We start from the raw sequence: 19106 nt of genomic DNA, 5'->3' as shown, positions 1-19106 counted from the left end.
GCGACTGCGGCTTTTCGCGCGCTGAGCGCGCAGTTCCCCGCGCCCCTTACGGGGCCACCGCGGGCACCGCGGCCGTGGAGCCGGAGTCGTCCGTGTTGATCCGCTCGATGAGTGCGTCCCGCTCAGGCGTGTCCTCGGGCTTCACGTAGCCGATGAGGACGTAGAGGACGAGCGAGACGGCGAGCGGGATCGACACCTGGTACTGGAGGGCGACGCCGCCCTCGATCGCGTCGTTGATCGGGTAGTTGACCAGGTAGAAGGCGAGCAGCCCGGCCGCCCAGCTGGTGAGCGCCGCGGTCGGCCCGGACCTGCGGAACGTACGCAGCAGGCCCAGCATCATCGGGATGGCGATCGGCCCCATCAGGCCCGCGACCCACTTGATGACGACGGTGATGATGTCCTTGAACGTCGGGGAGTTCACCTGGGTGGCGACGGCCATGGACAGGCCGAGGAAGACCACCGTCGTCAGGCGCGCGGCGATCAGGCCCTTCCGTTCGGTCCAGGCCCGGGCCCGTGCGGAGAACGCGGGCGCCACGTCCCGGGTGAAGACCGCCGCGATCGCGTTGGCGTCGGAGGAGCACATGGCCATGGTGTGCGAGAAGAACCCGACGATGACGAGCCCCAACAGGCCGTGCGGCAGGAGCTGTTCGGTCATCAGGGCGTAGGCGTCCGAGCCGTCGGGCTTCTTCGCGTCGACGAGCAGCGGCGACATCCACATGGGGAAGAACAGGACGAGGGGCCAGACCAGCCACAGGGCCGCCGAGAGCTTCGCGGAGCGCGCGGCCTCCTTGGCGTTGGCGGTCGCCATGTAGCGCTGCGCCTGGTTGAGCATGCCGCCGTTGTATTCGAAGAGCTTGATGAAGAGGAACGCGAGCAGGAACACCGTGCCGTACGGGCCGACCAGTGGCTTTCCGTGTCCGGCGAGTTCGGGCTCGTCCCATACGCCGAAGAAGCCGCCGTGCGGTCCGAGTTTGGCCACCACCGCGACGAACATCGCGATGCCCGCGAAGAGTTGGATGACGAACTGGCCGAGCTCGGTCAGCGCGTCGGCCCACAGTCCGCCGATGGTGCAGTAGACGGCCGTGATCGCGCCGGTGATGAGGATGCCCTGGTTGAGCGAGACGCCGGTGAACACCGACAACAGGGTTGCGATGGCGGCCCACTTGGCGCCGACATCCACGATCTTCAGGAGCATTCCCGACCAGGCGAGTGCCTGCTGGGTGCCGAGGTTGTAGCGGTTCTTCAGGTACTCCAGCGGCGAGGCCACGTGCAGCCGTGAGCGGAGCCGGTTGATGCGGGGGGCGAAGAGCCGGGCGCCGATGGCGATGCCGAGTGCGATGGGGAAGGACCAGGTGACGAACGAGGTCACGCCGTAGGTGTACGCGATGCCCGCGTAGCCGGTGAACATCACTGCGCTGTAGCCGGACATGTGGTGCGAGATGCCCGACAGCCACCAGGGCATCTTCCCGCCCGCCGTGAAGAAGTCGCTGACGTTGTCGACCCGCTTGTGGGACCACACGCCGATCGCGACCATCACACCGAAGTAGCCGATGAGCACGGCCCAGTCGAGACTGTTCATATGGCCCTCCAGGGGTCTGCCTGGTGAACTGCGCATAACTGGCTGGCACTTCGCCGACTCGGGCCGGTGACGCCGGGAACGGCCCGGAAGTGCCCGCTCATCGTGGGTTCGGCCACGCATCGCCGACAACCGCCCGCGAGGTCAAGAGCGAGTAAAATCGTTCGGTTAGCTGATCTGCGTTCACAGATGTGATCCGCGCATGGGGGGCCATGAACACGCAAAAGCCGTACGGGAGTTGATCCCGTACGGCTACAGGGGGGTGGGCACCCTTCAGGGGTGCGGGGAGCTGTGCGACAAGTCAGGACGGGCCCGCAGCCGACAAGTGGCCGGTCGGCTACCGCATGATCTCCCCGGCGTTGACCAGAAGCGACTGCCCGGTGATGGACCGGGCCCGATCGGAGGCCAAGAAGGCCACCGCGTCCGCCACGTCGGCATCCGTGGCCAGCTCGGGCAGCGCCATACGAGCGGCGAGCCGCTCCCGCACCTCGGCCTCCGGCACGCCCTCCGTGTGCGCGGTGAACTGGACGTATGCCTCGACCGGCGGCCCCCACATCCAGCCCGGCAGCACCGTGTTGACCCGGATCCGGTCGGGTCCGACCTCCTGTGCGAGCGAGTACATCGCGGAGGTCAGGGCCCCCTTCGACGCCGCGTACGCGGCCTGCCGCACCTGCGAGGGCGCGGCGACGGCCGACTGCGTGCCGATGAAGACGACGGAGCCGCCCCGCCGCTGCCTGAGCAGCGGCAGGCACGCCCGCGTCATCCGCAGCGTGCCGAGCAGATTGACGTCGACGACCTGGTGCCAGGTCTCGAAGTCGGCGTCCTCGACCCCGCCGAAGTAGCTGTCCCAGGCGGCGACATGGACGACCGCGTCGACCCCGCCGAACCGTTCGTCCGCGAGACGGGCGAGGGCCTCGCACTGCGCCTCGTCGGTGATGTCCGTGGCGCGGTACGCGGTGCGGGTGCCCGCCGGGTCGATCTCGGCGGCGGACTTGGCGAGGTTCGCCTCCGTGCGCGCCCCGAGCACGGCGTTGCCGCCGTCGCGCACGACGGCGGCCGCGACCTGGTGGCCGAGCCCGGCGCCGACGCCCGACACGACGACGGTCTTTCCTTCGAGGAGCGACGACGGCATGGGGCGCCTCCCGGCTCTGGCAGTTTTGCTGACGGGGCGTCAGAGTATGGGCGTCCACCGGAGGAAGGAAGGGGAGAGGCATGAGTGATGACCCCCGCGCGGGCGCCCGCGAGGACACCCGCGAGGACACCCGCAGCGAGACGTACGCCGAGCTGGCCGCCGTCGGGCCCTACGGCGTGCACCCGGGGCACGCCCTGATCACCATGGTCGAGCCGCGCCCGGGCCACGAGTTCGCGTACAACCGGTGGTACGAGGACGACCACTACTACGCGGGCGCGATGGCCATGCCCTGGATGTACGCGGGGCGCCGCTGGGTGGCGACCCGCGACCTCCAGCTCCTGCGCCGCCCCGACAAGTCCGCGATCGCCGAGCCGGTCACCGCGGGGTGCTATCTCTCCACGTACTGGATCACGGAAGGCCGCTACGACGACCACATGAAGTGGACCGTCGGCATCAACAAGCGCCTGAACCGCGACGGCCGCGTCTACCAGGACCGCACGCACGTCTTCACCTCCTTCCAGGACCACGAGGCGACCGTCTACCGGGACGGCGCCGCGGGCCCGCGCGACTTCCACGCGCTCGACCACCCGTACCAGGGCCTCGTCCTCGAAGTCGTCGACGCCGAAGGGCCCGGGGAGCGCGCCGAGTTGCTGGAGTGGCTGCGCTCCCGGCAGCTGCCGCGCGCCCTGGCCGGCTCGCCCGCCGCGATGGTCACGCTCTTCAGCCCGACGCCGCTGCCGGGGGACCGGATGTCGTACGTGAAGCAGGTCGAGGGCGTCGGCACGCGCCTGACGCTGCTGTGGTTCCTGCAGGACGATCCGCGGTCGTGCTGGGAGGCGCACTTCGCAGGGCGGGAGGACGCCGTGGCCGAATCGGGTCTGGGGCGGGTGGAACTCCTCGCGCCGTTCGTGCCGACGGTGCCGGGCACCGACACCTACGTCGACGCGCTGCGCTGACGCAAGGCCGAGCCCCCTCGGCCGGGACGGCGGGCCAGTCGAGAGGGCTCATACGGTGGTGCTATGCGGTTGTTCCGCGGTGTGCGGTTGCGCCGCGATGTGCGGCTGCCATGGATGGGGCGGTGAGATATCAACCGAGGTCGGCAGCCTCCCGGCTCACCTCGGCGACGAACGCGTTCCACGAAGCGGTGGGGAAGGCGAGGACCGGGCCCTCGACGACCTTCGAGTCGCGGACCGAGATCCCGTGCCGCAACGGGGACTTCACCTCTACGCACGCGCCGTTCCCGGTGGAATACGAAGACTTGACCCACGTATTCGAGGCGCCTTGCTGAATTGCCATGTTTGCTCCGGTTTGCCCAGTTGTCGAGTTGCTGTCGCCGCGAAGTGCGGTGTGCGCCAACGCTCTTGCTCGATGGCGTGAATGACGCTACTCGCCAACATCGGTGCGTGAAGGGATCGTTCACTCAACCGGATGGCATATTCCAGGGGGGTCTTCCGCCCCGGCGCGGCAAGGGTGTACCGTGCGGCACTTTTCCGCGCGGGGCGCTTCATACGTTGTCGGATGTCCGGGCGGCAGCACACCGGAATGCATGATTCCGCACGTCAGGGGCCCGGAGAAACGCCGCGGAGATCAGCGGGCGTACTCCTTCGCGATGTCCGCGATGAGCTGGCGGGACTGCTCCACATTCAGCGCCTGTGCTCGCAAATGCTCGTACATGACGCTGTATTGCTGGACGTCGTTCGCCTTCTCCAAGTACAGATCGCTCGTGACACCCTCGATGTAGACCACACTGGAATCAGCCGCATCAGGGAACTCAAGAATCGCGTACTGCCCATTGAGCCCGGGATGCGCACCCATGTCGAAAGGGATCACCTGGACCGTCACATGCGGCAGTTGGGACTGCTCCACGAGATGCTCCAGCTGATCGCGCATGAGATGCCGGGAACCGACGACACGGCGCAGCGCGGATTCGTCGAGAACGGTCCACAGGCGCAGCGGATTGTCCGGCGCCGCGATGCGGTCCTGACGGCGCATGCGCACCTGGACGCGTTTCTCGATGTCGGTGGGCGTGGTCTCCGGCAGCGCGCCGGTGATCAGCGCCTCCGCGTACGCACGGGTCTGCAGCAGACCCGGCACCACCTGCGGGTCGTACACGCGCAGGGACGCGGCGTCCGTCTCCAGACCGATGTACACGCTGTACGGGATGTCGCCGAAGGAGTGCCACCAGCCCTGCTGGCGCGAATCCTTGGCCATCTGCATCAGCGAATCGACGATGCGGTGGTCCTCGACCTCATAGACGCCGCACAGATCGCGTACGTCGCGCTGGCTGATCGAGCGACGGCCGTTCTCCAGGCGGCTGATCTTCGACTGCGAGACGAGCAGACGCTCGGCGACCTCCTCGGCCGTCATGCCCTTGAGCTCGCGGAGCCGACGAAGCTCCTGGCCCAACCGGCGTCGCCTGACAGTGGGATTGACATTGGACGCCACGGGACGTGCACCTCCGGCTTGCATGCCTCTACTTTGCGTATCTGCTGCTCAGCAGAGTGCCACCAAAAAGTGCGGCACCGCTGGGAAACAGCCGATGTGCGAACGAGAGGGCGGGTGCGAAAGGGGTGCGTGCCGACCCTGCGGCGCCAAAAGGGTGTGCGGCCGCGCGGAGCGGTGGTACCGGCGTCGTCGTCCGGACGGACCGGTGCCGTTGCCCCGCGCGGCCCAGCGGCTCCCGAACCGGGTCTGGGGGACTGCGGTGCGGCGCTGTGGTGCGTGGCGGTGCTGAGCGGAACGTGCTGCTGTGTGTCGAGCGGTGCGTGTCGAGCGGTGTTTCAGTGGGCCACGGCGCGTGCCATGGATCCACGGCGCGGCTGCATCGGAACCCCGGCGGGGTCCGGTGCCGACCTGGCCGGCTGCCGACCGCTCGGTCCCGCGGGACCTGCCGGTGCGGCGCTGCGGCGCGGCTGAGCGGCCACGCCGTTCTGAACGTCCATCACGGCGTGCGCCACGAGGCCGCCCATGGGGTCGTGCCTGATGAGGTCCCGGAGGCGTGAGCGCGATGAACGCCCTTCGTTCCCCGGGTACAGATGCTTGCCGAGACCGACCGCGTGGGCCAGTGCGGCGAGCGCCGCGGTCCGCGGGTCCGGTGGTACACCGGTGCGGATCGCCGAATCGAGCCGGGACCTGATTTCCCGGCTGATCGCCGTGTCCGTCGCTTGGTAGCGAGTCGTCGGCAGTACCCCGCACATCTGGCCCGCCACGGCATGGACCATGCCGCATCGCTCCAGGTGCGAGAGGTACGTCTGGCGCAGCCCCAGTCGGGGCCCGCCGATCCAGTGGACCGCCCGAACCGGGCTGCCGCGCCTGCGCAGCAGTTCCAGTGCGGAGTCCAGAGTCGGATCTCCGGTCGGCCGTGGCATCACCACGGCGATACGATCCCCGTCAGGGGCTATCCGTCCGGCCAGCGCCAGCTCCACTAGCTGTGCTCCGGCCAGACCGAGGTCGAGCGACTGCGGCTGCGCTGTGGTACCCGTGGCCGGGTCCAAAGCGAGCAGCAGAAGCTCCTCCGGAATTGTTCTGCGGCTCCTGCCCATCCATGCCTCCCCGCGTGGATGAATGACAGGGTGACCCCTCTCACATTGGTCTGTCGAGAGTGCGTGGGCGGGATGTACGGGAACCAGTAGGTATGTCGTTCTCGTCTACCACGGGGGTTAAGCCCTCACACAGGACACTGGTACACGGTTCGGACAGTGGGGTCCGGCCTGATTTGGCGCACGGCAAGCATCAGCATCGGCATACGGCATGGCGTACGAGGAGGCATCGGTGGCGGGCGAGACCCCCGACAGGTCGAAGCAGCGGAAGTCGTCGGGGAACCCGACTGCGGCGGATTCTGCGCCGGTGCCCGAGGAACGGGACCCGCGCCTCGCGATGACCCGCGAGACGCCGCAGGCGCGTGAGGACACGGCGACGGCGGTCTTCTCGACGAAGACGGTCAATGGCGCGAAGGCGCCGGAGGCGTCGGAGGAGCCGGAAGCGTCCGATGTGCCGGAGGCTCCGGAAGCGTCGGACGCGCCGGAGGCGCCCTCGGGCGAGAACGGTGACGCGCGGCTGCGGGCCGCGGTCGCGGCGTGGGTCGCGGGCGACGAGGAGTCTGCGGACGAGGCTGCGGCTCCGGCCGAACCGGAGGCGGACAAGGGCACCGACGCGGAGGCCGACGCGGAGGCCGACGCGGACGGGAGCGGCACGGACGGGAGCGGCACGGACGAGGGCAGCACGGACGACGCCGACGCCGCGGATTCCGCCAGGGGCAACGATTCCTCGGGCGAGGATGTGACCTCGACCGACGCGGAGGCCGACGCCGACGCGGACGCGGGCGCCCCGGCTGAGGACGACGCCAAGGACGACGCCAAGGACGGCTCAGACTCCGACTCCGACTCAGCGACGGACGACGCGTCCTCGGGCGAGGCCGACGACAAGTCCGCCGAGAAGGCTGACGCCAAGCCCGACGACGACTCCGCCAAGAGCGACGCCACCCCGGCCGACGCCTCGGCCGAGACCCCGAAGACCCCCGAAGCCCCCAAGGCTCCCAAGGCCCCCGAGACCGGTGTCGACCAGGCCACCGCCGTCTTCAAGGCGCTTCCGGCCGACGCCGCGGGCAAGGGCGTCGACCAGGCCACCACCATGCTCAAGCTGGGCGATCTCAAGAGCCCCGAGGAGCCCAAGGGTGAGAGTGCAAAGGGCACTGCAAAGCCTGAGGGGGACGCGGAGCGGACGAGTAAGTTCGTCGCCCTGAAGCCGCTCGACGAGCCCGCGCCGAAGCCCGCCCCGAAGCCCGCGCCCGCCGGTGCGGCCAAGGGCGAGGGCGCGGACGAGGGCCGGGCCACGGACAAGAAGGCGGCCGCCGCCCCCGCGGCGACCGGCCCCGCCGTGCCCCCGCCGGTGGAGCGGACGACGCAGCAGCCGCTGCCGCCGAAGCCGCCGATCGATCTGCTCGCCGAGCTGACGAACACCCCGCCGCCGCCGGAGACCCCGGTCCGCACCGCCGTGCGCAGGGTCAAGATCTGGACGCCGCTGGTGCTGCTCCTGGTGGTCGTGTTTGCGGTCGTACAGGCCGTGCGGCCGCTTCCGACGCCGACCCTGCAGCTGACCGCGCAGGAGTCCGTCTCCTTCGCGGGGGACAAGCCGTCCGTGCCGTGGCCGGGCCAGGGCCAGGCCGCGATGGACGTCAACGGCATCGGGACGTTCGGCACGTCCGGCGAGCAGAAGCCCGTGCCGATCGCGAGCATCGCGAAGGTCATGACGGTGTATCTGATCCTCCGCGACCACCCGCTGAAGAAGGGTGAGGACGGCCCGAAGATCCCGGTCGACGCCGCCGCGCAGAAGCACTACGAGACGGGCAAGCCGGCGAACGAGTCGGTCGTCAAGGTCACCGAGGGCCAGAAGCTCAGCGAGTACGAGGCGCTGCAGGCGGTCATGCTCCCGTCCGCGAACAACGTCGCCAAGCTGCTCGCCCGGTGGGACACCAACAGCACGTCGGAGGACGAGTTCGTCGCGAAGATGAACAAGACCGCCAAGGAGCTGGGGATGAAGAACACCCACTACACGGACCCCAGCGGCCTGGACAAGACGACGGTCTCGACCGCCGAGGACCTGGTGAAGCTGGGCCGGGCGGCCATGGAGAACCCCGTCTTCAACGAGATCTCCCGCCAGCCCAGCTACAAGGACCTCAACGGCGACAAGCAGAACAACTTCTTCGGCCTCGTGCCGACCGTCGCCATCGGCATCAAGACCGGCACCACCACCGCGGCGGGCGGCAACATCCTCTTCGCCGCGGAGAAGGTGATCGACGGCAAGCCCCAGACGATCATCGGCGCCGCCCTCGGCCAGTACGGGAACAACGGCGTCGCCAACATCGACGAGGTCACCAAGGTCACCCGCCAGCTCATCGAGGCGGGCAAGGACGCCCTGACCGCGAAGACCATCGTGAAGAAGGGCGCCGTCGTCGGGCAGGTGGACGACGGTCTGGGCGGCACCACCCCGGTCGTGGCCACCAAGGACGTCTCCGCGGTGGGCTGGTCGGGCCTGACGGTGAAGCTGGAGCTCGACGCGGAGAAGGGCAAGTCCCTGCCGCACTCGGCGAAGGCAGGCACCAAGGTCGGTGTGCTGAGCGTCGGCGACGGCAAGGGAGATGCCGTCGAGGTGCCGGTCGCGCTCCAGAAGGACCTCAGCGAACCGTCCTTCGGCGCCAAGCTGAAGCGCGTCGGCTGAGGGACGCGGCACGTGCGGACGGGGCGGCCGGAGTAGGCCGAACCCCTGCGGGGGGATGCCCGGGGCCCGGGCATCCCCCCGCGGCTGCGTGCTAGCGTCACAAGTTCGGGGGGCAGTACGTACGCCGGGGCTGAGGACGGGGTGTTCCGGGACGGACCCCTCGCCGGCTCGACCCCATGGATGGGAACGACACGGGGAGAGCCTCCAGTGGCAACAGCCGAGCCGACGCGCGCCGACGACGACGCCGAGCCGGACAGCGGCACACGCGGTACCGGTGCGCGAATAAAGCTGCCCGCGCAGCGCCGCACCCCCACGGCACCGGCGCCGACCGCGTCGCGGAGCGTGCGTTTCCTGCGGCATCCGGTGACCGTCGCGACGGTCGTCGCCGGTGTGCTGCACATCGCCTGGTTCTTCACCTTCGCCAGCAGCGGCGGCGACCTCGCCGCGCAGGACGCCTGGGCGGAGTTCGTCGGGCGGCACCCGGACTCGGCGTACAACCTGGCCTGGTACGGCGGCATGCACCCGGTGTCGTACAGCGTCGTCTCGCCGTATCTGATGTCGGTGCTCGGCGTGCGCACGACGATGATGGTCGCGGGGACCGTGTCGGCCGCGCTGCTCACGATGATCCTGATCCGCAGCCGGGCGGTGAAGACGCTGCTGTGGCCGACGGCCGCGGGCGTCTTCGCGCTGCTGTGCAACGCGGTGTCGGGGCGTGTGACGTACGGACTCGGCCAGATGTTCGCGCTGATGGCGGTCGCCGCGGTGTTCTGCTGGCCGCACCGCTGGCGCTACAAGCGATGGGCGAAGGCCCTGGTCGCCGCGCCGTTCGCGGCGCTCGCGACGATGGGAAGCCCGGTCGCGGGGCTCTTCGTGGGGATGGTCGCCGTCGCGCTGTTCCTCAGCAAGCGCTACCCCGGTGCGTACGCCCTCGGGCTCGCGCCCGCCGTGGTCGTCGGCGTCTCCGCGTGGCTCTTCCCGTTCTCCGGCACCCAGCCGATGTCGTTCGGCTCGGCGTCGCTGCCGCTGCTCTTCGCGGCCCTCATCTACTTCGTCGTGCCCAAGCAGTGGAAGACGGTGCGGATCACGACCGCCGTGTACGCGGCGTTCGTGCTCGGCGTGTGGATCGTCAACTCGCAGATCGGCTCCAACATCACCCGCCTCGCGATGTCCTTCGCGGGCGTCGCGCTGCTGGCCGCGCTGCCGTACCACGCGCGCAAGTCCCGCGTCTGGTACGTGATCGTCGTGGCGGTCGTCGGCTTCACCGGCTGGATCGGGTTCAAGTCCGTCGACGACATAGTGCACGGCACGCCCGTCGCCTCCTGGACGCGTGAGCTGGCGCCGCTGGTCAACGAGTTGCAGGAGGTCGACGCCGCGAAGGGCCGCGTCGAGGTCGTGCCCGCCCGCAGCCACCGCGAGGCGTCCGCGCTCGCCCCGTACGTGAACCTCGCCCGCGGCTGGAACCGCCAGGCGGACATGGAGCGCAACCCGCTCTTCTACGACGACACCCTGAACTCGGCGAACTACCACGAGTGGCTGCAGCGCTGGTCCGTGCATTACGTCGTGCTCCCCAAGGGCGAGCCCGACGGCGACGGCGGCAAGCGCGAGGCGGCGCTCGTCGAGAAGGGCCTGCCGTATCTGAAGCAGGTGTGGGTCGACGAGAACTGGCAGCTGTACGAGGTCACCGACCCGACGCCGCTCGCCGAGCCGAACGCCGTCGTCCAGCGGGCCGAGCAGGGCGGCATGACGCTGCGCGTGACGAAGCCGGGGCGCATCCTGATCCGCATCCCGTACTCGCCGTGGCTGAGCATCGTCGACGCCAAGGGCAAGGGCGTCGAGCGGCCCAAGGAGACCGAGGAGTCCAAGAGGCTGCGGGAGTCCGACGACTCGCTCCCCAAGAAGTACGCCAACGTCAACGGCTGTCTGATGGAGGCCGAGGAGAACGCCGACGGCGACAAGTGGACCGAGCTGATCGCCCCCGAGGCGGGCACCTACCGGCTCGGCGCCCCCTACCAGCTGCCGCGCGGCACGGCCTGCCCGGAGGAGCTGCGCTGACGCCGGGCCCTAGCCGCCCGGCGGCGCGCAGACGCCCGACACCGGCGGGCGGCCCTGCCCGGTGCCGGGCGAGGTCTCCGCGCGCACGGTGTCGAGCTGCTTGAGGAGCGTGTCCAGGCGGTCGCCCCCGGGGTTCCTGAAGTACTGCAGGACGGCGCGGTGGAACGCGTCGCGCAGCCCCGGCGGCATCACGTCCGAGGCGTCGAAGCAGAGCGTGCGCGCCCGCTCGGTGAGGATCCGCGCGAGGCGCCTGCCGGTCGGGTCGGTGGGCTGCGGGTCGCCCGCGCCGGGGAAGAACGGCTGCGGTTCCTTCTGGGCCGCCGCCCGCCACAGCGCCCGGGCCGTCCTGCCCGAGAGGCGCTCGACGAGTCCGCGGGCCCGCGGGTCGTCGCTGAACACGGCGGCCATGTCGCCCGCCACCTCGTACGCCCCGTCGTGGGCGGCGGGTCCGGGCAGGAAGCCCGCCGACGGATCGACGCGGACCCGGCGGTCGGCGTAGACGTACCGGATGAAGGCGCTCTGGTGCTCGTGGCTGCAGCGCGGCGAAAGGGAGCCGAGCAGTCCGCGCGGGAGCCCGCCGCGCTTCGCCGGGTCGGGTGTTCCCTCGTACGACGTGGTCAGGGACTGGTCGACGGACGCCTTGGAGCGCTTGCCGAGCAGGCCGGCCCAGGTCGTCCAGGCCGTGCGGACCCGCTCGTCCCGCCAGCTGAGGCCGCCGGTGGCCCACCGGGCGTAGACGTCGGGGCCCGCCGTGTGCAGCAGGATGTCCTCGATCCAGTCGGTGCCCGGCCAGCCGGACGTGGCCTGCGATGCCAGGCCCACGCACCAGTCGGGGGACGCGGCGGACCGGCCCGCGTCGCTCCACACCAGGCTCTTGAGGTCGACCTTCAGCGGCACCCAGTACGTGTGGCGTCCCGCGCCCGCCACGTCGAGGGCGGGGGCCCAGGGCGGGTAGGCGCGGGCGGCGGCGCCGTCGAGGGGCTTGATGCGGCCCGTGCGTGCGTACTCGGCGAGTTCGCCGACGCTGTTGAGGATCGCCACGTCGGGCGGGGCGTCCGCCTCCAGCTGTGCGACGAGCGTCTCGCGCAGCGAGCGGGTGCCCTCGTAGGCATAGGTCTGGCCCGTGCCGTCGTCGAGCCGGTGCAGCATCGCCTCGAACGCCTCGCCCTCGGGGCCCGTCCACGGGCCGAGCACCACGAGCGTGTCGGGCCGCCCGCCCCCGCAGGCACCCGCGGTGACGGCGGTGACGGCGAGGAGGCAGCCCGCGACGAGGGCGCGGAGCACCGCGCGGGCCCGGCTCACGCGACCGCTCCGGACCGGGCGATGAGGACGTACTCGCGCCGGTAGGCGTGCAGCGAACCGCCCATCAGGCCCGCGCCGAGCAGGCCGACGGGCACCACCCACGGCGCGGCACCGTCCAGGGCGGACAGGCGCCCGGCGGCCAGGTCGTGCTCGGCGCGGCCGCGCAGCGATTCGATGAGGAGGGGGTGGCGCCGGCCGAAGGGCCGCTCGTCGCGGGTGCTCTCGATCCGCGGCGACGTCCGGTCGGCCAGATCGCCCGCCGTGCCGGTGACGCGCTGCTGGGCCCGGTGGGCGAGCACCGCGTCGGCCGTCAGGAACGGCACGGCGAGCAGCGGCACCGCGGCCACCAGCAGCGGGACGCCGACGCGCAGCCGGAAGCGGTGGTGGAGGAAGAGCTCGGTGCGCCACAGGCCGAACACGAGCAGGACGAGGGCGATGACGGCGACGGCGGCGGCCGCGGTCACCCCCGCGCCGAGTTCCGCCCGGTCCGCGAGCCTGCCGCGCAGGCTTCCTTCGAGGGCCGAGATCCGGTCGACCACGGCGGTCGCGTCGGACCCCGTGGTGTGCGGGCAGGGCGGATAGCCGCCGGGGCCCGGGTCCTTCGCGGTGCCGGGCGCGGAGCAGAGCATGCTGCGGGCGTACGAGAGTCCGGCGTCCCGCAGCGCGGGGTCGCCGACGTTGCTCTGCGCGAAGGCGATCCAGGTGCCGTAGTCGACGACGAGGCCCGCGATGACGTCGAGGTCCTGGCGTTCGGCGGTGGTCAGGGCGCCGCTGCGGGACACCTGGTTGAGGCTCTGCGTGGCGCGGGTGGTGCGGGTCCGGTACGGCGTGCCGAGGCCGCTGAGCCGCACCGACTCGCCGGCGTCGAGGTTCCGCCCGGCCTCGCGGTCGGCGATGCGCAGGGACATCTCGGCGTCGGCCAGGTCGACGAGCGCGGGCAGGTAACTGTCGTGCAGGGCCGCGGAGTCGGCGCGGACCTCGGCGTAGGCCCAGCCGAAGGAGGCGGCCGCGACGACGGTGAGCAGCGGCAGGGCGATCAGGCGGTCGCGCAGATAGGTGCGGTTGCGCGGCGGGGCGTGCGGGTGGTGCGGCGGCGGGGGCCAGACGTAGCGGCGGATCCGGCGCAGGGCGTCGGCGGCGATCAGCCGGGCGGTGTGCGGGGAGAGCGTCATCGGGTGCCGCCGGGCGGCCGGGTGCGGGGGCGGCGGGCGCCGGGCAGGACCGTGGTGCTCGACTGGATGCGGGCGGCCTCCACGTCGAACCGGGCGATGCGGTCGAGGAGTTCGACCTCGCCCCGGTCGCTGTCGCGGACCCGGACCAGGCGGCGCAGATGGTCGCGCATCGCCGTGTCGCCGGCGTCCGCGGCGAGCCGCCAGGCCGCACCGAGGAGCTGTTCGGCCGTCGTCCTCTCGCCGCGCTTCAGTGCCCTGCACGCCTCCTCGAAGGTGCCGTGCAGCTCCTCCAGGTGCCGGTAGTGGGAGACCTGCGGGTCCAGGCGGCTGTACAGGTCGGGGTCGTCGGTCCAGCGCATCAACACCGGGAGCGGCGGCGGGAGTTCGAGCCCCTCTGGGTGGTCGGCGGTGATCTCCACCTCGGTGAGCAGGAGTTCCTTGCCGAGCCTGGCGGGGTCGTAGGGCGCGCCGACGCCGAGGAGGTAGGCGCGGGTCTCCTGGCCGCACGGGCCCAGTTCGTACTCGTGGACGGGGCCGCCCGCGCCCGCCGCGACGCCGGACAGGTCGACGCGGGCGGGGGTGAGTGCGGTGCGGGTGGGATGGACCTGTTCGAAGAGGTGCGGGCGGGCGCCCGCGCGGTGGGTCAGGCGCAGCCGCAGCCCGGTGACGTCGCGCTCCGCGGCCTGTCCGGCGAGCGCGGCCAGCTCGCCGGGCAGCCGCGTCAGATCGTCGACGGCCCGGGTGCGGCCGCTCAACGCGCCCGCGATCAGCAGGAGTTCCTCGGTCTCCCAGGCGTCCCCGATGCCGACCACGTCGCAGTCGAAGGCGCCCGCGCACCGCTCGACGCGCCTGCGCAGTTCGTCGGGCGTCTCGTAGCCGGGCTCGTTCTTGCCGTCGGTGAGCAGCAGCGCGTGGCGTACGTAGCCGGGGCCGGAGCCCGCGGGCAGTTCGCGGAAGAGCCGGTCGGCGCGCTCCAGCCAGGTGCCCATCGCGGTGCCGCCGCCGGGGGTGCAGTCGCGCAGCGAGGCCTCGGCGGCGGCCCGCGACTCGGCGTGCGCGACGGCGAGTCCCGGCCGCCTCGGGTAGATCATGGTGGCCTTGTCGGCGCCCGCGACCAGGGCGAAGAGCGCCCCGTCCGGGATCCGTGCGAGCGCGCTGACGGCGGCGGCGCGGGCGGCCGTGAGCCTGCTGGGCGGGATCACCATCGAGGACGAGTGGTCGATGAGCAGGACTTCGGCGAGCCGGGTGCGTGCGGCTGGGGCGCGCACGGTCGCGTCTGGTGCGTCTGGTGCGGCGGGAGGTGCGCCCGTGGGGGTGCCGGGCCTGTGCACCGTCACGTTGAGCACCGCGTACATCGGCTCCGTCTCCTCGGTGTGCGGGGCGCGCGGGCGCGGCAGTTCGACGACCTGGTTCACCTCCAGGCCGATCGTGGCGCGGGCGTGCTCGTCCTGATCCAGTTCCTGATCCTCTTGCCGAGCCATGGAGTGTCCCTGCCGTATCGGGAGTGCCGGAGTGCGAAGGGGCGTACCGCGTAGGCGCGGTCCAGGAGGAGTTCGGCGAGTTCCGCGTCGGAGTTGCGTCCCGCCTGATGGGCGAGGGCCAGGTAGAAGCGGGACAGGTCCTTGCGCAACTCCCGCTCGTCGCCGGGGAATTCGAGCCGCGGGTCGGCGTCCGACGCGACCTCGCGCAGCCGCGCCGGGGTGACGTCCCCGGCGAGCAGCCGGTGCGCGGTCTCCCAGGCCTCCGCCTTCATGCGGACGCGGGCCTGTTCGTCGGTCAGGCCGTGCGCGGCGAAGAGACCGGCGAGGCGGCGCAGCGCCGTGCCGAGTCCCGCGGTGTCGCGGGCGTGGCCGATGTGGATGCGCACGGCGGCGGTGCGGGCCGCCGTGCGGTGCCGGGAGTGCTGGGGCACCGCGTCGAGCGCGCCGATCGCGGCGTCGAGGGCGTCGGGCCCGCCGAGGGCGAGACGGGCGCGGGCGGCGCCGAACGCGGCGCTGCCCAGCGAGGGGTTGCGCAGCCGTACGGCCTCGTGGAACGTCAGCGCCTCGTGCCAGCGCCCCAGGTGCTCGGCGCAGTGCCCGAGCGCCAGCTTGGGCGCGTACTCGCCGGGGATCGCGGCATAGACCCGGTCGAAGTGCTCGCGGGCCTCGGCCACCCGGGAGCGGGCGAGGGCGAGCAGGCCGTGGTGCCAGTCGAGCCGCCAGTCGTGCGGGGCGTCGGCGGGACCGATGGCGCCGTCGGCGAGGGCCAGCGCGGTCTCGGCGGGCGACAGATCGCCGTCCGTGCGCAGCGCGACCCGCAACCGCAGTCTGCAGCGCAGCAGATGGACCTCGGGGGAGTCCCGCCAGTCCCCGGTGTGGTGCAGGAGCGCCTCGGGGTCGTCGTCGCTGAGCCTGCTGAGTTCGCCGTGGTGGTCGTCGTCGGGGTCGGGGCGCGGTGCGGGGAGGCGCTGGGCCACCTCGGGCGGCTCGGGCGTGGTGCGGTGGGGTGCCGACGGCGGGGACGCCGCCCAGTGCGAGACGTCGGGGGCGGCGCCGAGCCCGCCGTCCAGGGCGTACGCGGACTGCAGGAAGAGCGGCGACGGCTCGAAGGTCTCGGCTCCGGTGCGCAAGGAACGCAACTCGCGGAAGACGCCGCGCAGTTGGTCGGCCATCTCGCCCGCGGTGGCGTAGCGGTCGGCGCGCCGGGTGCGGGTGGCCCGGCGCAGCGCCCTGGCCAGGGAGACCGGGCCGAGGCCGCGCGGGTCGGCGGCGGGTCCTTCGAGCGGGCCGAGCGCGGAGAGCGCCGCGAGGTCGTGCCTGCTGGTGCCGAGCCCGCACAGGGTGCGCAGGGTCTCGCCGAGGCTGAACAGGTCGTCCTGCGGGGTGGCTTCGCCGTGGTCGCCGACGCTCGGGGCGCGGTAGAGGGCGGTGGTGAGCCCGGGCCGTCCCGCGCGGCGCACGCTGCCCACGTCGATGAGTTTGGTGGTGGAGCCGTCGTGCATGACGTTCGACGGCTTCAGGTCGCCGTACACCTTGCCGCGTCCGGGCGCGTGCAGATGGGCGAGCGGCGCCAGGATCCGCACGCCGTAGGCGAGCACGAACTCCAGGAAGCGTCCGTCGCCGAACTCCTCGGGGCACGCGCGGGCGCGGTCCCGCACCTCTTCGAGGGTGAGCCCGTCGACGTACTGCAGGACGAGGAAGTCCCCGATCCCGGTGTGGTGGCCGTAGTTGAACACCCGGATGAAGCCGTCGTGGTTGAGCTCGACCAGCTCCTTGCGTTCGCCCTCCAGGAGGCTGTACGAGTCCGCGGCGAGCTCGGCGTGCAGCATTTTGATGGCGACGGCACGGTCGTCGACCTTGGTGTCGTGGGCGAGGCAGACCTCCCCCATGCCGCCGTAGCCGAGCGGCCGCACCAGGCGGTACTGACCGGCCAGCAACGTGCCCGGCGGCAGCGGCAGTTCACCCGGGGCGACGGGTTCCCCGGCGTCGGCGTCCCTGCTGTCCGCGCGGTCGAGGAGGGTGATCGTGGGCAGGACGGTGGGGTCGGGGTTCTCCGGGGGCAGTTCGACGTGGGCGGGGCGCGGCGGGGTGGTGGCGCCGATGCCGGGGTCGACGATCCACTGCTGCGAGGACTCCTCGGGCGAGGGCGAGGGTGACGGCGAGGGCGTGGCCACCGCGGTCGGCGCGGTCGGTGCGGAGTGCAGGCCGGTGTCCGGGTCGACGCGTTCCCCGCTGGCCAGGCAGTACCCGGTGGGGGTGAGGGCGCCCGAGCAGCCGGGGTGCGGGCAGGGCGTGCCGGGCGTCACGGGGCGCCGTCCGGATCGGCGAGCCGCCGCACCACCCGGGTGAACGCCTCCACGGCCCGCTCGGCGTCGGCGAGCGGGCACGGACCGGCCATCAGGAGGCGCTGCGCCTCGCGGTACGGCTCGACCGCGTCGGGGTGCTCGGCGAGCCCGCGCCCGGCGAGCCTGGCCTGGTGGTCGCGGAGCAGCGCGCGCAGCCGCAGATGTCCCTCCAGCATGCCGCGCAGCTCGGTCTCGGCGCGCTCGGCCCGCAACAGATAGCCGTCCACGGCCTGTTCGGCGTGGCTGAGCTTTTCGAGGAGCCGCGGGGCGCCGCGTCCGCCCTGCGGCCGCAGTTCGGTGCTGAGCTGCACCGTCCACAGGGCGGCGCGCGCCGCGTGCCCGGTGGGCACCGGCGGGTCCACGACGTGCGGTTCCACGCGCTGGAAGAGCCGCCTGGCCCGCCGCTCGGTGTCGGCGAGCACGTCGACCCGGGTGCCGATCCGCTGCAGCCACCGCGGGGCGTGGTCGGCGGGCAGCAGATGCTCCGCTGCGGCGTACGGGAAGCCGTGCGCGCTGTCCCGTACCACCAGGAGCAACCGGGCGCCGGACGCGGCGAGTTCGTGCAGGATCCGCACGGCGGTGACGGGCTCGGTGGCGGACCTGTCGGCGAAGAGCACGGCGACGGCGGGGCGCCGCCGTGGTGCGGCGCGGTGCGGTGCGGCGTGGCGCAGTTCGTGCCGGAGCACGGCGAGGGCCTCGCGCAGTTCGGGCCGTTCGGGGTCGTCGATGGCGACGCCCTCCAGGTCGAGGACGAGGCCGATGCTGCCGACGCGCGGGGCGATCCCGGCGCGGGACAGCAGCGGGGTGCCGGTGTCCGCGGGGCCCGGCGGGTCTCCGGTGGGCGCCAACTCGACGGGCTGCACGGCGAGTTGGGGTGCCTGTTCCCGGTCGGCCATGTTCAGGACGACGTACAGCGCCTGCCGGGCCCGTTCGTCGTCGGCGGCGATGAAGAGGACCTCGGTGTCCCAGGCGCCCGCGTCGCCGTTCAGCCAGCGGGTGACGGTGCGCTGCAGGCCGTGCGGGCGGGCCGTGCGGGCGGCCTCCGCGGAGACGACGCGGTGGCCCGGCACGGCGTGCGGCCCGGTGACGTACCGCTCGGCGAACCGGTGGAAGTACTTGGCGACGGTCGCCGCCGGGATCATGTACCCGTGCGCGCCGCTCTCGTCGGCCTGCGCGACGATGCCGAGCAGCCGGTCGGTGTCCTCCTCGCGCACCCCCGCGCCGCTGAAACCGCCGCGCAGCCCGCCGGAACCGGTGACGTCGATCTGCACCCGCTCGTCGCCCTCGCCGCCGGGGCCCATGCAGGAGCCGGTCAGCCACTGGCCGCCGGAGCGGTACTCGGGGAAGCCGTCGATGAGGACCGGCGCGCCCCGGTAGTCGAGCGTGCGGTGCAGGGTGACGGGCGAGGGCACCGGAGCCGCCTCGTCCAGGACGAGCACCGCGAGGTCGCCCTGCGCCTTGCCGAACGGCGGCACCCAGTGCCCGGCCTCCACCGTCGCGGTGCGGCGCGGGGTGCGGGGCAGGCCCTGCAGCGTGGGGAACTCGACCTGGACGCGCTCGGGGCGCAGCCCGGTCTCCGGGTCGCGGATCACATGGGCGCAGGTGAGGACGCGGTCCGCGCCGAACAGCACCCCCGCACCGAGGACGTCACCGCTCCCCGACACCGCCCACCTGCGCAGTCGTACGCGCCAACTCGCGTGATCCATCGGAGAGTCGACGCCCCCGTCCGCCGTCCGAGAGTCCCCCGTCATGCTTCCTCAGGATAGGTGCGGGGGAGGGCGAAGGCGCCTGGGCTGCATGGGGAGGTCGTGGGGGGACTGAGAGCCTGTG

13 protein-coding genes are annotated in these 19106 nt (G+C 72.2%); 3 read left to right on the top strand and 10 right to left on the bottom strand.

Annotated elements, in window-relative coordinates:
• Positions 1-46: 46 nt before the first annotated feature.
• Together ACFWZ2_RS16120 and ACFWZ2_RS16115 are read right to left on the bottom strand one after the other, a co-directional pair.
• Complete coding sequence (locus ACFWZ2_RS16120; RefSeq protein WP_384545979.1) at positions 47-1579, bottom strand: sodium:solute symporter family protein; 1533 nt, start codon at positions 1577-1579, stop codon at positions 47-49.
• 334 nt (positions 1580-1913) lie between these two features.
• Positions 1914-2708 carry an SDR family oxidoreductase gene (locus ACFWZ2_RS16115; RefSeq protein WP_384545977.1) on the bottom strand — a complete coding sequence of 265 codons (795 nt, stop codon included), beginning with the start codon at positions 2706-2708 and terminating at the stop codon, positions 1914-1916.
• 80 nt (positions 2709-2788) lie between these two features.
• Here ACFWZ2_RS16115 and ACFWZ2_RS16110 point away from each other — a divergent pair, with 80 nt between their 5' ends.
• Entirely contained in the window at positions 2789-3664 is an 876-nt protein-coding gene (locus ACFWZ2_RS16110; protein ID WP_384545975.1) for a hypothetical protein, read from the top strand.
• Between the two features lie 130 nt (positions 3665-3794).
• Here the strand turns inward: ACFWZ2_RS16110 and ACFWZ2_RS16105 are convergent, their stop codons facing one another.
• From ACFWZ2_RS16105 to ACFWZ2_RS16095, 3 genes are all read right to left on the bottom strand, one after another.
• Positions 3795-4004, bottom strand: a complete 210-nt coding sequence (locus ACFWZ2_RS16105; RefSeq protein WP_384545973.1) for a DUF397 domain-containing protein — start codon at positions 4002-4004, stop codon at positions 3795-3797.
• Between the two features lie 291 nt (positions 4005-4295).
• Positions 4296-5153, bottom strand: a complete 858-nt coding sequence (locus tag ACFWZ2_RS16100; protein WP_384545971.1) for a helix-turn-helix domain-containing protein — start codon at positions 5151-5153, stop codon at positions 4296-4298.
• A gap of 335 nt (positions 5154-5488) precedes the next feature.
• Entirely contained in the window at positions 5489-6250 is a 762-nt protein-coding gene (locus ACFWZ2_RS16095; RefSeq protein WP_055543734.1) for a GPP34 family phosphoprotein, read from the bottom strand.
• 208 nt (positions 6251-6458) lie between these two features.
• On the opposite strand from ACFWZ2_RS16095, the gene ACFWZ2_RS16090 reads away from it, so the two are divergent.
• Together ACFWZ2_RS16090 and ACFWZ2_RS16085 are read left to right on the top strand one after the other, a co-directional pair.
• Positions 6459-8924, top strand: coding sequence for a D-alanyl-D-alanine carboxypeptidase (locus tag ACFWZ2_RS16090; protein ID WP_384545969.1), 2466 nt, complete (start codon positions 6459-6461; stop codon positions 8922-8924).
• A 207-nt stretch (positions 8925-9131) separates the two neighbouring features.
• Positions 9132-10976, top strand: coding sequence for a glycosyltransferase family 87 protein (locus ACFWZ2_RS16085; RefSeq protein WP_384545967.1), 1845 nt, complete (start codon positions 9132-9134; stop codon positions 10974-10976).
• 9 nt (positions 10977-10985) lie between these two features.
• Here the strand turns inward: ACFWZ2_RS16085 and ACFWZ2_RS16080 are convergent, their stop codons facing one another.
• From ACFWZ2_RS16080 to ACFWZ2_RS16060, 5 genes are read right to left on the bottom strand one after another with little or no spacing between them, the layout of a single operon-like run.
• Positions 10986-12278: an alpha-glucoside ABC transporter substrate-binding protein gene (locus tag ACFWZ2_RS16080; protein ID WP_384545966.1), complete on the bottom strand. Its 1293-nt coding sequence runs from the start codon at positions 12276-12278 to the stop codon at positions 10986-10988.
• Positions 12275-13450 carry a hypothetical protein gene (locus ACFWZ2_RS16075; RefSeq protein ID WP_384545964.1) on the bottom strand — a complete coding sequence of 392 codons (1176 nt, stop codon included), beginning with the start codon at positions 13448-13450 and terminating at the stop codon, positions 12275-12277. Before ACFWZ2_RS16075 ends, ACFWZ2_RS16080 begins: the two co-directional genes overlap by 4 nt.
• On the bottom strand, positions 13447-14931 hold the full coding sequence (locus ACFWZ2_RS16070) for a VWA domain-containing protein (protein WP_384545962.1): 1485 nt from the start codon (positions 14929-14931) through the stop codon (positions 13447-13449). Before ACFWZ2_RS16070 ends, ACFWZ2_RS16075 begins: the two co-directional genes overlap by 4 nt.
• Positions 14862-17237, bottom strand: coding sequence for a tetratricopeptide repeat protein (locus ACFWZ2_RS16065; protein WP_384545960.1), 2376 nt, complete (start codon positions 17235-17237; stop codon positions 14862-14864). Before ACFWZ2_RS16065 ends, ACFWZ2_RS16070 begins: the two co-directional genes overlap by 70 nt.
• On the bottom strand, positions 17234-19027 hold the full coding sequence (locus ACFWZ2_RS16060) for a trypsin-like peptidase domain-containing protein (RefSeq protein WP_384545958.1): 1794 nt from the start codon (positions 19025-19027) through the stop codon (positions 17234-17236). The genes ACFWZ2_RS16065 and ACFWZ2_RS16060 overlap by 4 nt, the downstream gene beginning before the upstream one ends.
• Positions 19028-19106: the final 79 nt, after the last annotated feature.

The organism is Streptomyces sp. NPDC059002, from assembly GCF_042740435.1.
Taxonomy (GTDB): domain Bacteria; phylum Actinomycetota; class Actinomycetes; order Streptomycetales; family Streptomycetaceae; genus Streptomyces.
The sequence above is the reverse complement of the archived record's forward strand: the minus strand, read 5'-3'. Positions and strand labels throughout refer to the sequence as shown.

Coding starts and splice junctions, on each gene's coding strand:
- ACFWZ2_RS16120 (WP_384545979.1), bottom strand. CDS start 1,579: ATGAACAGTCTCGACTGGGCCGTGCTCATCGGCTACTTCGGTGTGATG.
- ACFWZ2_RS16115 (WP_384545977.1), bottom strand. CDS start 2,708: ATGCCGTCGTCGCTCCTCGAAGGAAAGACCGTCGTCGTGTCGGGCGTC.
- ACFWZ2_RS16110 (WP_384545975.1), top strand. CDS start 2,789: ATGAGTGATGACCCCCGCGCGGGCGCCCGCGAGGACACCCGCGAGGAC.
- ACFWZ2_RS16105 (WP_384545973.1), bottom strand. CDS start 4,004: ATGGCAATTCAGCAAGGCGCCTCGAATACGTGGGTCAAGTCTTCGTAT.
- ACFWZ2_RS16095 (WP_055543734.1), bottom strand. CDS start 6,250: ATGGGCAGGAGCCGCAGAACAATTCCGGAGGAGCTTCTGCTGCTCGCT.
- ACFWZ2_RS16090 (WP_384545969.1), top strand. CDS start 6,459: ATGGCGTACGAGGAGGCATCGGTGGCGGGCGAGACCCCCGACAGGTCG.
- ACFWZ2_RS16075 (WP_384545964.1), bottom strand. CDS start 13,450: ATGACGCTCTCCCCGCACACCGCCCGGCTGATCGCCGCCGACGCCCTG.
- ACFWZ2_RS16070 (WP_384545962.1), bottom strand. CDS start 14,931: ATGGCTCGGCAAGAGGATCAGGAACTGGATCAGGACGAGCACGCCCGC.
- ACFWZ2_RS16060 (WP_384545958.1), bottom strand. CDS start 19,027: ATGACGGGGGACTCTCGGACGGCGGACGGGGGCGTCGACTCTCCGATG.